Here is a 15,123-nt window from a genome sequence, read left to right as displayed (position 1 = left end):
ATAGGGTCAGTCCAAGAGTTTGCGCAGCACTTGGGTAAATGCCCGGGCGCTTTCTTCTTCGCCGGCATGGTGTCCGTCGCGCACTTGCCACTTGCCGCCAACCATCACATCCCGCACCTGGCGATCGCCGCCGGCAAACAGCCAACGATTCAGGATGCCGTCACCATTGGCCGTGGCCAGGTACGGATCGTTGCCATCGAGCACCAGCCAGTCGGCGCGCTTGCCGACTTCCAACGCGCCGATGGGTTGGCCCAGCGCCTGGGCGCCACCTGCCAACGCAGCGTCATACAGGGTACGTCCGACCATCGGCTGGTCCGTTCGGTGCAACCGGTTGCGGCGCTGGTCCCGCAGCCGCTGGCCATATTCCAGCCAGCGCAACTCTTCGACCACGCTCAGCGACACATGACTGTCGGAACCGATGCCCATCCGGCCGCCCTGGGCGAGGAAATCCACGGCCGGAAAAATCCCGTCGCCCAGGTTGGCTTCGGTGGTCAGGCACAAACCGGCAATCGCCCGGCTCCTGGCCATCAGGCTGACTTCCTGTGGATTGGCGTGGGTGGCATGGACCAGGCACCAGCGTTGATCCACCTCGGCATTTTCATACAGCCATTGCAGCGGACGCACGCCGCTCCAGCCCAGGCAGTCGTCGACTTCCTTTTGCTGTTCGGCGATGTGGATGTGCACGGGGCAATCGCGGTCGCTGGCGGCGAGCACGTCGTGGATCTGCCCGGGTGTCACGGCGCGCAGCGAGTGGAAGCACAAGCCCAGCGCCTGGGACGGTTGTCCGGCCAGGATCGGCTGCAAGCGTGACTGGAGCTTCAGGTAGTTTTCGGTGCTGTTGATGAACCGGCGCTGCCCGTCATTGGGTGCCTGGCCGCCGAAACCGGAATGGCTGTAGAGCACCGGCAGCAAGGTCAAGCCAATGCCCGTGGCACTGGCGGCCTGACTGATACGCAGGGCCAGTTCGGCCGGGTCGGCGTAGGGCGTGCCGTCGGTGTCGTGGTGTACATAGTGGAATTCGGCGACCGAGGTGTAGCCGGCCTTGAGCATTTCGATGTAAAGCTGCCGGGCAATGATGCCAAGCTGGTCGGGGCTGATTTTTCCGACGAGGCGATACATCAAGTCGCGCCAGGTCCAGAAACTGTCATTGGGATTGCCCGCCACTTCCGCCAGGCCGGCCATCGCCCGCTGGAACGCATGGGAATGCAGGTTCGGCATGCCCGGCAACAGCGGACCGCCAAGCCGTTCGGCGCCGTCTGCGTGGGAATCGGCCTGGACATGGGTCAGGACGCCCTCGGCGTCGACCTCAAGACGTACATCGTTGGCCCATCCATTAGGCAGCAGTGCACGCTCGGCAAAGAAGGCGGACATCGGTTGAACCTCGTTGCGTGTAATTTGTATATACATATACAGACGTTTGCCTGCCCGGTAAACTCCGGCAAGCTAGTCATCAACATTCGCAGAACAGGAATACGCCGTGCCGACTCCGCCTGCCAAACCGCCGCTGGCCGCACACATGGGTGACAGTCCGGCGCCCTTGTACGCCCGCGTCAAACAGATGATCACCCAGCAGATCGACAGTGGAAACTGGCCGCCCCATTACCGCGTGCCCTCGGAAAGCGAACTGGTCAGCCAGTTGGGCTTCAGCCGCATGACCATCAACCGCGCCCTGCGGGAAATGACCGCCGATGGCCTGCTGGTCCGCATGCAGGGAGTCGGCACGTTCGTGGCCGAGCCCAAGAGCCAGTCCGCGCTGTTCGAAGTGCACAACATCGCCGATGAAATCGCCTCCCGCGGTCATCGCCACACCTGCAAGGTCATCACCCTCGAAGAAGAGGCCGCCGGTTCCGAGCGCGCGTTGGCCCTGGACATGCGCGAAGGCCAGAAGGTGTTCCACTCGTTGATCGTGCATTTCGAGAACGACATCCCCGTGCAAATCGAGGACCGTTTCGTCAACGCGCTGGTGGCGCCCGAATACCTCAAGCAAGACTTCACCCTCCAAACGCCCTACGCCTATCTGAATCAGGTTGCGCCGCTGACCGAAGGCGAGCATGTGGTCGAGGCCATCCTGGCCGAGCCGAGCGAATGCAAGCTGCTGCAGATCGAGCGAGGCGAGCCGTGCCTGTTGATCCGTCGCCGCACCTGGTCCGGGCGCCAGCCAGTGACCGCCGCACGCCTGATTCATCCGGGCTCCCGTCACAGCCTGGAAGGACGTTTTCATAAATGAGTCAGTTGAAGGTTTTACGCGCTGCGGATTACCCGCGCATGCCGTGGAAGAACGGCGGTGGCAGCACGGAAGAAATCACCCGCGATGCCGGTGCCGGCCTCGAAGGTTTCGGCTGGCGCCTGTCGATAGCCGATATAGGTGAGTCGGGTGGTTTTTCCACCTTCGCCGGTTATGAGCGGGTCATCAGCGTCTTGCAAGGGGATGGCATGACCCTGAACGTCGATGGCCAGGCCACGCGGCCTTTGCATCCGCTGGACCCTTTTGCGTTCAGCGGTGAGAGTCATGTGCATTGCACGCTGCTGGGCGGGCCGATTCGCGACTTCAACCTGATCTACGCGCCGCAGCGTTACCGTGCGCGGCTGCAGTGGTTGGGCGGCCAGCAGCGGTTTTTCAGCGAGGCGGGGACAGTGTTGGTGTTCAGTGCGGCTCCGGGGTTGGCTATCAAGGTCGGGGACTCCACCGTCGACTTGGGGCTTTACGATTGTTTGCAACTGAGCGGTAACACCGGGCTGGTGGATGTCTCCACTCACGGTCAATGCTGTGTGATCGAGCTGACGGCTCACTAAAGAAGTCCTGCGACAGAGCTTTTGTGGCGAGGGAGCGTGCTCCCGCTGGGCCTGTAGGGGCTGTGTAGGAGCTGTCGAGTGCAACGAGGCTGCGATCTTTCCAAAGACACTTGAATCCCAAGCGAAAATTCAAAAGATCGTCCGAACGCGTCCCGAGCCTTCGCCAGCTCCTACAAAAGCCCAGCGGGAGCAAGCTCCCTCGCCACAAAAAGCGCGCTCATTGTTCCCTACCCGCGCACCAACTTGTTACCGAACGCCCCAGCGTGGCGCAATACCACGCTTTTATGCCCCTTCGATTTCCCCCTCGAAAACCCTCATCAAAAATTTCATGCGGCTCGGCAGCCCTTCAACTAAAGGGCTTTCAGCCATTTCTCCAATCGTCCCTGAGCAGCGCCGTCCCCAAGTTGGCCGCTTGATTGCATATGCTTGTACATACAAGTAAAGACGTATGCGTATGAGTCACCTGCATTCAACGCAACGTCCGCTGAATCGCTGCCCACTGCCCGGGCTGGTCTGGATTGATCGCTGAGGAGTTTTTGCTGTGACCGACGCTACCCGCAAACCTGAAAAATACCGTGACGTTGAAATCCGCGCCCCTCGCGGTAACACGCTGACCGCCAAGAGCTGGCTGACTGAAGCGCCGCTGCGCATGCTGATGAACAACCTCGACCCGGAAGTGGCCGAGAACCCGAAGGAGCTGGTGGTCTACGGTGGCATCGGTCGCGCGGCGCGCAACTGGGAGTGCTACGACAAGATCGTCGAAAGCCTGACCAACCTGAACGACGACGAAACCCTGCTGGTGCAATCCGGCAAGCCGGTGGGCGTGTTCAAGACCCACAGCAACGCACCGCGCGTGCTGATCGCCAACTCCAACCTGGTGCCGCACTGGGCCAGTTGGGAGCACTTCAACGAACTCGACGCCAAGGGCTTGGCCATGTACGGCCAGATGACCGCCGGCAGCTGGATCTACATCGGCAGCCAGGGCATCGTGCAAGGCACCTATGAAACCTTCGTCGAGGCCGGTCGCCAGCATTACGACTCCAACCTCAAGGGTCGTTGGGTCCTGACCGCCGGCCTGGGCGGCATGGGCGGCGCGCAACCGCTGGCCGCAACTTTGGCCGGTGCATGCTCGCTGAACATCGAGTGCCAGCAGGTGAGCATCGATTTCCGCCTGAAAACCCGCTACGTCGACGAGCAAGCCAAAGACCTCGACGACGCCCTGGCGCGCATCGAGAAATACACCGCCGAAGGCAAGGCAATTTCCATCGCACTGTGTGGGAACGCGGCTGAAATCCTGCCGGAAATGGTCCGTCGTGGCGTGCGCCCGGACATGGTCACCGACCAGACCAGCGCCCACGACCCACTCAACGGCTACCTGCCGGCCGGTTGGACCTGGGACGAATACCGTGCCCGCGCCAAGGCCGAGCCTGCTGCCGTGGTGAAGGCCGCCAAGCAATCGATGGCCGTCCACGTCAAAGCCATGCTGGCCTTTCAGAAAATGGGCGTGCCGACCTTCGACTACGGCAACAACATTCGCCAGATGGCCCAAGAAGAAGGCGTCGAAAATGCCTTCGACTTCCCCGGCTTCGTCCCGGCCTATATCCGTCCGCTGTTCTGCCGTGGCATCGGCCCGTTCCGCTGGGCGGCGCTGTCGGGTGACCCGCAGGACATCTACAAGACCGACGCCAAGGTCAAGGAGCTGATCCCCGACGACGCCCACCTGCACAACTGGCTGGACATGGCCCGCGAGCGCATCAGCTTCCAGGGCTTGCCGGCACGGATCTGCTGGGTTGGCCTGGGCCAGCGCGCCAAGCTGGGCCTGGCGTTCAACGAAATGGTCCGTAGCGGCGAGTTGTCGGCACCGATCGTCATCGGTCGCGACCACCTGGACTCTGGTTCCGTGGCCAGCCCGAACCGTGAAACCGAATCCATGCAGGACGGCTCCGACGCCGTTTCCGACTGGCCGCTGCTCAACGCCTTGCTCAACACCGCCAGCGGCGCGACCTGGGTTTCGCTGCACCACGGCGGTGGCGTCGGCATGGGCTTCTCCCAGCACTCCGGCATGGTGATCGTCTGCGACGGTACCGACGAAGCGGCCGAGCGGATTGCTCGCGTACTGCACAACGACCCGGGCACTGGCGTGATGCGTCATGCCGATGCCGGTTACCAGATTGCGATCGATTGCGCGAAGGAGCAGGGGCTGAACCTGCCGATGATCACCGGCAAATAATCCCGGATCCCCTGTGGGAGCGAGCTTGCTCGCGATAGCGGTGGATCAGTACCGGTTCCGTCTACTGACACGCCCTCATCGCGAGCAAGCTCGCTCCCACAGGAATGCGGCGCAAATGAATCCGAGAACAATCCACAGAGGTTGAACCATGGCTGTCACCAGCACACGCGAAAACAGCAAGCCGTTGATCGAGAAGCGCTCGATCGACTACATCCCGGAAGCGGAGCGGCACGGACGGTTGTTGAGCCAGTTCACCCTCTGGATGGGGGCCAACCTGCAAATCACTGCAATCGTCACCGGTGCTTTGGCGGTGGTATTGGGCGGTGATGTGTTCTGGTCATTGATCGGTTTGCTGATCGGCCAAGTGCTCGGTGGCGGCGTCATGGCGCTGCATGCCGCGCAAGGGCCCAAGCTGGGGCTGCCGCAGATGATCTCCAGCCGGGTGCAATTTGGCGTTTATGGCGCGGCCATCCCGATCGTGCTGGTGTGCCTGATGTACCTGGGGTTCACCGCAACGGGAACGGTGCTTTCCGGCCAGGCGCTGGGCCAGTTGTTTGGCGTCAGCGACAGTGTCGGCATCCTGATTTTCGCCAGCGTCATCGTGCTGGTCACGGTGTTCGGCTATCGGGTGATTCACTTCATTGGCCGTGTCGCCAGCATTCTTGGCGTGATTGCCTTTGTCTACCTGTTCGCTCGCCTGATGAGCCAGACGGACGTCGGCGCGCTTCTGCAAATCCGCCATTTCAGCTGGAGCAGCTTCTTGCTGGCGGTGTCGCTCGCGGCCTCCTGGCAGATCGCCTTCGGCCCCTACGTGGCTGACTATTCGCGTTACTTGCCGAGCAACACGTCGTCGGTGAAAACCTTTTTCGCCGCAGGCGCCGGTTCAGTCATCGGCGCACAGGTGGCGATGATCCTCGGCGTGTTTGCCGCGGCCTCGGCCAACGGCCAGTTCGCCGGTCACGAAGTGGCCTACATCGTTGGCCTGGGCGGGACGGGGGCCACCGCTGCGCTGCTGTACTTCAGCATCGCGTTCGGCAAGGTCACGATCTCCACGCTGAACTCCTACGGCAGCTTCATGTGCATCGCGACCATCATCAGCGGATTCCGTGGCCACCTGAGCGTCACGCGTGTGCAGCGCCTGGTCTTCGTGCTGTTCATCGTTGGCGCCGCGACCTTGATCGCGCTGCTTGGCCAGCACTCGTTCCTCGGTGCGTTCAAGTCTTTCATCCTGTTCTTGCTGGCGTTCTTCACGCCATGGAGCGCGATCAACCTGGTGGATTACTACTGCATCACTCGCGAACGTTATGACGTGCCGGCATTGAACGACCCGACCGGTCGCTACGGCCGTTGGAACGTGCTCGGCATCAGCGTCTATGTCTTTGGCGTACTGGTTCAATTGCCGTTCATTGCGACCAAGTTCTATACCGGCCCACTGGTGAAAGCCATGGGTGGAGTGGATATCTCCTGGATCATCGGCCTGGTGGTCCCGGCGGCGCTGTACTACGTCCTCGCCAGGAAGTGGCACAGCGCAGTACCCGATCAATTGATCCTGCCGGTCGAGCAGGACGCGGTTGACGCACAACCGAGCAGGGCGGGCCGCATCCAAGCGGTCTGATGGGACGTTGACAGGGCTGGATGCCTCTTGACTGCCGTAAGCCAATCCAACTGATTAGGAGCGTCACATAATGAAGTCGAACAAGACCCTGCTGACCACATTGCTTTCCATGGGCCTGCTGGCCAGCGCCGGCGCCACGCAAGCGGCCGGTTGGTGCGAGTCGGGTAAACCGGTGAAGTTCGCCGGCCTGAACTGGGAAAGCGGCATGCTGCTGACCGACGTCCTGCAAGTGGTGCTGGAAAAAGGCTACGACTGCAAGACCGACAGCCTGCCAGGCAACTCCATCACCATGGAAAACGCCCTGAGCAGCAACGACATCCAGGTCTTCGCCGAGGAGTGGGTCGGCCGCAGCGAGGTGTGGAACAAGGCCGAGAAGGCCGGCAAGGTGGTCGGCGTCGGTGCCCCGGTGGTGGGTGCCATCGAAGGCTGGTACGTGCCGCGCTACGTGGTCGAAGGCGACGCCAAGCGCAAGCTCGAAGCCAAGGCGCCAGGCCTGAAGAACATTGCCGACCTGGGCCAGTACGCCGCCGTGTTCAAGGACCCGGAAGAACCGTCCAAGGGCCGCTTCTACAACTGCCCGGCTGGCTGGACCTGCGAGCTGGACAACAGCGAAATGCTGAAAAGCTACGGCCTGGAAAAAACCTACACCAACTTCCGCCCAGGCACCGGCCCGGCTCTGGATGCGGCCGTGCTGTCGAGCTACAAGCGTGGCGAGCCGATCCTGTTCTACTACTGGTCGCCAACGCCGCTGATGGGCCAGGTGGACCTGGTGAAACTGGAAGAAAAACCGGGCGTGGATAAAAGCGTGAGCATCAAGGTCGGCTTGTCGAAGACCTTCCACGACGAAGCCCCGGAATTGGTGGCGGTCCTGGAAAAGGTCAACCTGCCCATCGATATCCTGAACCAGAACCTCGGGCGCATGGCCAAAGAGCGGATCGAGTCGCCGAAACTGGCGAAGATCTTCCTGAAGGAACATCCTGAAGTCTGGCATGCGTGGGTCAGCGAAGACGCGGCCAAGAAAATCGACGCGGCTCTGTAGGTCGAATATTTCCCGGCCAACCCATGGGCTGGCCGGGACATTCACCGCATCCACCTGATCGAGAGTCAATTATGTTTCCCGAAAGCTTTACCTTCTCCATCGCCGACTGGGTCAACGGTTGGGTCGATTCCTTGGTGACCAACTATGGCGACGTGTTCCGGCACATCTCCGACACGCTGCTGTGGGCCATCGTCAACCTCGAAGGCCTGCTGCGCATGGCGCCCTGGTGGCTGATGCTGGCCATTGTCGGCGGCGTTGCCTGGCACGCCACCCGCAAGGTCGTCACCACCGCGGTGATTGTTGGCCTGCTGTTCCTGGTGGGCGCGGTGGGCCTGTGGGACAAGCTCATGCAGACCCTCGCCCTGATGCTGGTGGCGACGCTGATTTCGGTGATGATCGGCATTCCGCTGGGCATCCTCTCGGCGCGCAGCAATCGCCTGCGTTCGGTGCTGATGCCGTTGCTGGACATCATGCAGACCATGCCGAGCTTCGTGTACCTGATTCCGGTGTTGATGCTGTTCGGCCTGGGCAAGGTCCCGGCGATCTTCGCCACGGTGATCTACGCCGCGCCACCATTGATTCGCCTGACCGACCTGGGCATCCGCCAGGTGGACGGCGAAGTGATGGAAGCCATCAACGCCTTCGGCGCCAACCGCTGGCAGCAGCTGTTCGGCGTGCAACTGCCCCTGGCCCTGCCGAGCATCATGGCCGGGATCAACCAGACCACCATGATGGCCCTGTCGATGGTGGTCATTGCCTCGATGATCGGTGCCCGTGGCCTGGGCGAAGACGTGCTGGTGGGCATCCAGACCCTCAACGTCGGGCGTGGCCTCGAAGCGGGCCTGGCCATTGTGATTCTCGCCGTGGTCATCGACCGCATTACCCAGGCCTATGGTCGTCCTCGGCATGAGGTGAGCAAATGAGCAACGCAGCCATCAGCAAGATCGAAGTCAAGAACGTCTTCAAGATTTTCGGCAACCGCTCCAAGGAAGCCCTGGACCTGATCCGCCAGAACAAGACCAAGGACCAGGTGCTGGCCGAAACCGGCTGCGTGGTCGGCGTGAACGACCTGTCGCTGAGCATCGGTACCGGTGAGATCTTCGTGATCATGGGCCTGTCCGGTTCCGGAAAATCCACTCTGGTGCGCCACTTCAACCGGCTGATCGACCCTACCAGCGGCGCGATCCTGGTGGACGGTGAAGACATCCTGCAACTGGACATGGACGCCCTGCGCGAGTTTCGCCGGCACAAGATCAGCATGGTCTTCCAGAGCTTCGGCCTGCTGCCCCACAAGAGCGTGCTGGACAACGTTGCCTATGGCTTGAAAGTGCGCGGCGAGAGCAAGCAGGTGTGCGCCGAGCGCGCGCTGCACTGGATCAACACCGTGGGCCTGAAGGGCTACGAGAACAAATACCCGCACCAGCTTTCCGGCGGCATGCGCCAGCGCGTCGGCCTGGCCCGTGCCCTGGCCGCCGATACCGACATCATCCTGATGGACGAAGCCTTCAGCGCCCTCGATCCGCTGATCCGCGCGGAAATGCAGGATCAGTTGCTGGAACTGCAAAAGACCCTGCACAAGACCATCGTCTTCATTACCCACGACCTCGACGAGGCCGTGCGCATCGGCAACCGCATCGCGATTCTCAAGGACGGCAAGCTGATCCAGGTCGGCACGCCCCGGGAGATCCTGCACTCGCCGGCGGATGAGTATGTCGATCGGTTTGTGCAGCGGCGGGCGGCGGTGGTTTGAGGGATTTGTGGTGGCTGGGCTGGCCCCTTCGCGAGCAAGCTCGCTCCCACAGGTTATGTGAACGACACAGAGCCAATGTGGGAGCGAGCTTGCTCGCGATAGGGCCGGCAAAGTTGCATCAATATTCAGGTTGCAAGCATGAGGTTTGAGATGTCCCAGGCTGAAAAAATCATCATCACCGGCGCCCCCCTGCGCTGGCAGGACGTGGTCGCCGTCGCCCGCTTCGGCGCGCCGCTGGAACTGTCGGCTCAAGTCTGGGCGCGGATCGACAATGCCCAGGCCATCGTCCAGCGCATCGTCGAAAGCGGCGAGCGCGCCTATGGCGTCAATACCGGCCTGGGTGCGTTGTGCAATGTCTCGCTCAAGGACGAACAACTCAGCCAACTGTCGCGCAACACGTTGCTCAGCCACGCCTGTGGCGTCGGCGCGCCGCTCTCCGACGAGCAGCCCCGGGCAATCCTCTGCGCCGCCATCCACAACTACAGCCAAGGCAAGTCCGGCATTCATCGCCGGGTGGTCGAGGCGTTGCTGGCGCTGCTCAATCGCGGCATCACCCCGCAAGTGCCCTCCCAGGGGTCGGTGGGTTACCTGACCCACATGGCCCATATCGGCATCGCGCTGCTGGGCGTTGGCCAGGTCAGCTATCGCGGACAGATCGTCCCGGCGCAACAGGCCCTGGCCGCAGAAGGTTTGCAACCGGTGCAACTGGGGGCCAAGGACGGCTTGTGCCTGGTCAACGGTACGCCATGCATGACCGGCCTCAGTTGCCTGGCCCTGGCCGATGCCACGCGGCTGGTGCAATGGGCCGATGTGATCGGCGCCATGAGCTTCGAGGCCCAGCGCGGCCAGATTGCCGCGTTCGACGCCGAGATCATCGCCCTCAAGCCACACCCGGGCATGCAGCAGGTCGGCGTAAACCTGCGGGCATTGCTTGATGGCAGCGAAGTCATCGCGTCGAGCCTGGGTATCCGCACCCAGGACGCCTTGAGCATCCGTTCGATTCCCCAAGTGCACGGCGCCGCTCGCGATCAACTGGAGCACGCCCGGCAGCAGATTGAAACCGAGCTCAACGCCGTTACCGACAACCCGCTGCTGCTGGGTACGCCAGAGAATTTCCGGGTCATGTCCCAAGCCAATCCCCACGGTCAATCGGTGGCGTTGGCGGCGGACTTGCTGGCGATTGCCATGGCCGAGATCGGCTCCATCGCCGAGCGCCGCCTTGATCGCTTGATCAACCCGCACGTCAGCGGCTTGCCGGCATTCCTTGTCGCCAATCCTGGCGTGAACTCAGGGATGATGATCGTCCAATACGTCGCCGCGTCGCTGTGTGCAGAGAACAAGCAACTGGCGCAACCGGCGGTGCTCGACAATTTCGTCACCTCCGGTTTGCAGGAAGATCACTTGAGCATGGGCACCAACGCGGCCCTGAAGCTGCACCGGGCGCTGGAAAACTGCACGCAGATCCTCGCGATCGAATACCTGCTGGCGGCCCAGGCGTTTGAATTTCTCAAGGTGCAACGCTTCGGCGCCGGCACCGACGTCGCCTGGAAACTGCTGCGCGAGCGCGTCCCGGCCTACGACCAGGACCGCTGGCTGGCGCCGGACATCGCCAGCGCCGCCGGGCTGCTGAAAGACCCGAACGTGTTGCACACCGTACTACCGAATTTGAATTGATCGAAAAATAGCGCCAGCGTGCCAAGGCACCTATAGCCCACAAGGCATCGCCCAAAAAGCGAAGGTGACGGATAACGGAACATTCCGGAGCGACTGGCGAGTGAAAACAAAACTCTCAAAAGGAGCAATACATGACTGCCTTAAACCTGATTCCTGGCCAATTGAGCCTGGCTCAATTGCGTGACATCTATCAGCAACCGGTGAACCTGAGCCTCGACGCCAGTGCGTCGGCACAGATCGAAGCCAGTGTTGCCTGCGTGGAACAGATCCTCGCCGAGAACCGCACTGCCTACGGCATCAACACCGGTTTTGGCCTGCTGGCCTCGACCCGCATCGCCAGCGAGGACCTGGAAAACCTCCAGCGTTCCCTGGTGCTGTCCCATGCCGCCGGTGTCGGCGAGCCGATCAGCGATGCGCTGGTGCGGTTGATCATGGTGCTCAAGGTCAACAGCCTGAGTCGCGGTTTTTCCGGCATCCGCCGGCAGGTGATCGATGCGCTGATCGCGCTGGTCAACGCCGAAGTTTATCCGCACATTCCGTTGAAAGGTTCGGTGGGTGCATCCGGTGACCTGGCGCCACTGGCGCACATGTCGCTGGTGCTGCTGGGCGAAGGCAAGGCCCGCTACAAGGGCGAATGGCTGCCGGCCGTCGAGGCCCTGAAAGTCGCCGGCCTCGCGCCGCTGACCCTGGCTGCCAAGGAGGGCCTGGCGCTGCTCAACGGCACGCAAGTTTCCACCGCGTTTGCCTTGCGTGGCCTGTTCGAAGGCGAGGACCTGTTCGCCGGCGCCCTGGCCTTGGGCAGTCTCACGGTGGAGGCGGTACTCGGTTCGCGCTCGCCATTCGATGCGCGCATCCACGCGGCTCGTGGCCAGAAAGGCCAGATCGATGCGGCTGCTGCCTATCGCGACCTGCTGGGCGAGCGCAGCGAAGTCTCCGACTCGCACCAGAACTGCGACAAGGTCCAGGATCCGTACTCCCTGCGCTGCCAGCCGCAAGTGATGGGCGCCTGCCTGACGCAGTTCCGCCAGGCCGCCGAGGTGCTGGTGATCGAGGCCAACGCCGTGTCGGATAACCCGCTGGTGTTCGCTGCCGAGGGCGACGTGATTTCAGGTGGCAACTTCCACGCCGAACCGGTGGCAATGGCCGCCGACAACATGGCCCTGGCGATCGCCGAGATCGGCTCCCTGAGCGAGCGGCGCATTTCGCTGATGATGGACAAGCACATGTCGCAACTGCCGCCTTTCCTGGTGGCCAATGGCGGCGTGAACTCCGGCTTCATGATCGCCCAAGTGACGGCAGCTGCGCTGGCGAGTGAAAACAAAGCGCTGTCCCATCCTCATTCGGTGGACAGCCTGCCGACTTCGGCAAACCAGGAAGACCACGTCTCCATGGCTCCGGCTGCGGGCAAGCGGTTGTGGGAAATGGCCGAGAACACCCGTGGGATCCTCGCGGTGGAATGGCTGGCAGCATGCCAGGGGCTGGATTTGCGCGGCGGTCTGAAAACCTCCGCCAAACTGGAGCAGGCCAGGGCGCTGCTGCGTGCAGAAGTGCCGTTCTACGAGAAGGACCGGTTCTTTGCGCCGGACATCAATGCAGCCAGTGAATTGCTGGCGAGTCGGTGCCTGAACGAGCTGGTCACGGCGCAGTTGTTGCCGAGCCTGTAACTGCTTAAGCGCGTCCACCCTGTAGGAGCTGCCAAAGGCTGCGATCTTTTGATTCTGGTCTGTTGTGCGTTCACTCACGACTCAATTGTCTGAGCAAAGATCGCAGCCTCGTTGCACTCGGCAGCTCCTACGGGCGCGCTTGTCATTAATCACACGGAGGCATCGGGATGAAAACCCTCTGGCAAAACTGCCACGCCGCCACCATGGCCCAGGGCGTCTACTCGATCATCGAAGACGCCGCCCTCGTCACCCAGGGCGAGTACATTCAATGGATCGGCCCCCGCGCCGAATTGCCGGTAGGCGACTATCCGGCGGTCAACGACCTCAAGGGTGCCTGGGTCACGCCGGGGCTGATCGACTGCCACACCCACGCGGTGTTTGGCGGCAACCGCAGCGGTGAGTTCGAACAGCGCCTGCAAGGCGTCAGCTACGCCGAGATCGCCGCGGCCGGCGGCGGCATCGCCAGCACCGTGCGCGCCACTCGGGCCGCGAGCGAGGACGAGCTGTTCGCCAGCGCCGCCAAACGCCTCAAGAGCCTGATGCGTGACGGCGTGACCACGGTGGAAATCAAGTCCGGCTACGGCCTGGACCTGGTGAGCGAGCGCAAGATCCTGCGTGTCATCCGCCGCCTCGGCGCCGAGCTGCCGGTCAGTGTGCGCAGCACGTGCCTGGCGGCCCACGCCTTGCCACCGGAATACAAGGATCGCGCCGACGACTACATCGAACATATCTGCACCGAAATGCTTCCCGCCTTGGCGGCCGAAGGCTTGGTAGACGCCGTTGACGCTTTTTGTGAGTACCTGGCGTTTTCCCCGGAGCAGGTCGAGCGGGTGTTTATCACCGCGCAACAACTGGGGTTGCCCGTGAAGCTGCACGCCGAGCAATTGTCGTCGCTGCACGGTTCCAGCCTGGCGGCGCGTTACCAAGCGCTGTCGGCCGATCACCTGGAGTTCATGACCGAGGACGACGCCCAGGCCATGGCCGCTTCCGGCACCGTGGCGGTGCTGCTGCCGGGGGCGTTTTATTTCCTGCGTGAAACCCAGCTGCCGCCCATGGATGCGCTGCGCAAGCACGGCGTGAAAATCGCCGTGGCCAGCGACCTCAACCCCGGCACTTCGCCGGCGTTGTCGTTGCGCTTGATGTTGAACATGGCGTGCACCTGTTTGCGCATGACCCCGGAAGAGGCGTTGGCAGGGGCGACGATTCATGCCGCCCAAGCCCTGGGCATGGCCCGAACCCACGGTTCGCTGGAAGCCGGCAAGATGGCGGACTTTGTTGCCTGGCACATCGATCGCCCGGCCGACCTGTCTTATTGGCTTGGCGGAGATCTGGAAAAACGCGTCGTGCGTCACGGCGTGGAAATCGATTGAGGAGAGCGGTTGTGGAGAAGGTCCTGAATTTCAAGCAAGGGCGCGTGCCGCTGTTGATCAGCATGCCCCACGCCGGCCTGCGGCTGACCCCGGCGGTACGTGCTGGGTTGATCCCCGAGGCACAGAGCCTGCCGGATACCGACTGGCATATTCCAAGGCTCTACGAATTCGCCGCCGAGCTGGGCGCCAGCACGCTGGCCGCGGAGTACTCGCGGTTCGTCGTCGACCTGAACCGCCCCTCCGATGACAAGCCGATGTACGTCGGCGCCACCACCGGTTTGTACCCGGCGACGCTGTTCGACGGCGTGCCGTTGTTTCGCGAAGGGCTGGAGCCCTCCGCCGAGGAGCGGGCGATGTACTTGCAACAGGTCTGGATGCCGTACCACCAAGCGCTGCAACAGGAGCTGGCGCGGCTCAAGGCCGAGTTCGGCTATGCCTTGCTGTTCGACGCCCACTCGATCCGCTCGGTGATCCCGCACCTGTTCGACGGCAAGTTGCCGGACTTCAACCTGGGCACGTTCAACGGCGCCAGTTGCGACCCGACCCTGGCCAGCCAGCTCGAAGCCATCTGCGCCCGTCACGATCAGTTCACCCATGTGCTGAACGGGCGTTTCAAGGGCGGACACATCACCCGGCACTACGGCAACCCGGCCGAGGACATCCACGCGGTGCAGCTGGAACTGTGCCAGAGCACCTACATGGAAGAGTTCGAACCGTTCAACTACCGCCCGGACCTGGCGGCGCCGACCCAGGTGGTGCTCAGAGAGTTGCTCGAAGGCTTCCTGGCGTGGGGACGGCAGGCTTACAAAGATTAACCTGTGGTGAGGTAGCTTTTGTGGCGAGGGAGCTTGCTCCCGCTGGGACGGTCCGACGCTTCGGGCGCAGCCGCCCCAAAGATTTTATGAGCGCTACGCACTCAAGCGGGAGCAAGCTCCCTCGCCACAAAAGCATTCCAAGCCCTTTCCCTGTCGCCACCGTGCAAATCCAA

The 15,123-nt window shown here is 62.4% G+C and carries 12 protein-coding genes; 11 read left to right on the top strand and 1 reads right to left on the bottom strand.

All coding sequences use genetic code 11. From position 1 onward, the window contains the following. Positions 1–6: 6 nt before the first annotated feature. Entirely contained in the window at positions 7–1,371 is a 1,365-nt protein-coding gene (locus tag M8Q45_RS22865) for a formimidoylglutamate deiminase (protein WP_249876496.1), read from the bottom strand. A gap of 145 nt (positions 1,372–1,516) precedes the next feature. On the opposite strand from M8Q45_RS22865, the gene hutC reads away from it, so the two are divergent. The 11 genes from hutC to hutG all read left to right on the top strand — a co-directional run bounded on the left by hutC (position 1,517) and on the right by hutG (position 14,950). Next, positions 1,517–2,227: a histidine utilization transcriptional repressor HutC gene (gene hutC / locus M8Q45_RS22860; RefSeq protein ID WP_181291028.1), complete on the top strand. Its 711-nt coding sequence runs from the start codon at positions 1,517–1,519 to the stop codon at positions 2,225–2,227. Continuing rightward, positions 2,224–2,793, top strand: coding sequence for a HutD/Ves family protein (locus M8Q45_RS22855; RefSeq protein WP_249876495.1), 570 nt, complete (start codon positions 2,224–2,226; stop codon positions 2,791–2,793). Before hutC ends, M8Q45_RS22855 begins: the two co-directional genes overlap by 4 nt. A 541-nt stretch (positions 2,794–3,334) precedes the next feature. Continuing rightward, the gene (hutU, locus tag M8Q45_RS22850) at positions 3,335–5,023 is read left to right on the top strand and encodes a urocanate hydratase (RefSeq protein WP_249876494.1); all 1,689 of its coding nucleotides are present in this window, start codon (positions 3,335–3,337) and stop codon (positions 5,021–5,023) included. 148 nt (positions 5,024–5,171) lie between these two features. Continuing rightward, complete coding sequence (locus M8Q45_RS22845; protein ID WP_249876493.1) at positions 5,172–6,638, top strand: purine-cytosine permease family protein; 1,467 nt, start codon at positions 5,172–5,174, stop codon at positions 6,636–6,638. A 70-nt stretch (positions 6,639–6,708) separates the two neighbouring features. Then, positions 6,709–7,677, top strand: a complete 969-nt coding sequence (locus M8Q45_RS22840) for an ABC transporter substrate-binding protein (RefSeq protein WP_014336129.1) — start codon at positions 6,709–6,711, stop codon at positions 7,675–7,677. A 71-nt stretch (positions 7,678–7,748) separates the two neighbouring features. Continuing rightward, positions 7,749–8,600 (top strand): ABC transporter permease, encoded by an 852-nt coding sequence (locus tag M8Q45_RS22835; protein ID WP_249876492.1) that lies wholly within the window; start codon positions 7,749–7,751, stop codon positions 8,598–8,600. After that, the gene (locus tag M8Q45_RS22830) at positions 8,597–9,427 is read left to right on the top strand and encodes a quaternary amine ABC transporter ATP-binding protein (RefSeq protein WP_077506884.1); all 831 of its coding nucleotides are present in this window, start codon (positions 8,597–8,599) and stop codon (positions 9,425–9,427) included. The genes M8Q45_RS22835 and M8Q45_RS22830 overlap by 4 nt, the downstream gene beginning before the upstream one ends. 150 nt (positions 9,428–9,577) lie before the next feature. After that, positions 9,578–11,101, top strand: coding sequence for a histidine ammonia-lyase (gene hutH / locus M8Q45_RS22825; protein ID WP_249876491.1), 1,524 nt, complete (start codon positions 9,578–9,580; stop codon positions 11,099–11,101). A gap of 131 nt (positions 11,102–11,232) precedes the next feature. Next, positions 11,233–12,765, top strand: a complete 1,533-nt coding sequence (gene hutH, locus M8Q45_RS22820) for a histidine ammonia-lyase (protein ID WP_249876490.1) — start codon at positions 11,233–11,235, stop codon at positions 12,763–12,765. Between the two features lie 167 nt (positions 12,766–12,932). After that, positions 12,933–14,135: an imidazolonepropionase gene (gene hutI / locus M8Q45_RS22815; RefSeq protein ID WP_249876489.1), complete on the top strand. Its 1,203-nt coding sequence runs from the start codon at positions 12,933–12,935 to the stop codon at positions 14,133–14,135. Positions 14,136–14,146: 11 nt separating this feature from the next. Beyond that, positions 14,147–14,950, top strand: coding sequence for an N-formylglutamate deformylase (gene hutG, locus M8Q45_RS22810; protein ID WP_249876488.1), 804 nt, complete (start codon positions 14,147–14,149; stop codon positions 14,948–14,950). Positions 14,951–15,123: the final 173 nt, after the last annotated feature.

Source organism: Pseudomonas sp. T1.Ur, assembly GCF_023516725.1.
In the GTDB taxonomy this organism is placed as follows: Bacteria; Pseudomonadota; Gammaproteobacteria; order Pseudomonadales; family Pseudomonadaceae; genus Aquipseudomonas; species Aquipseudomonas alvandae.
This window is presented reverse-complemented; position numbering and strand designations above follow the sequence as displayed.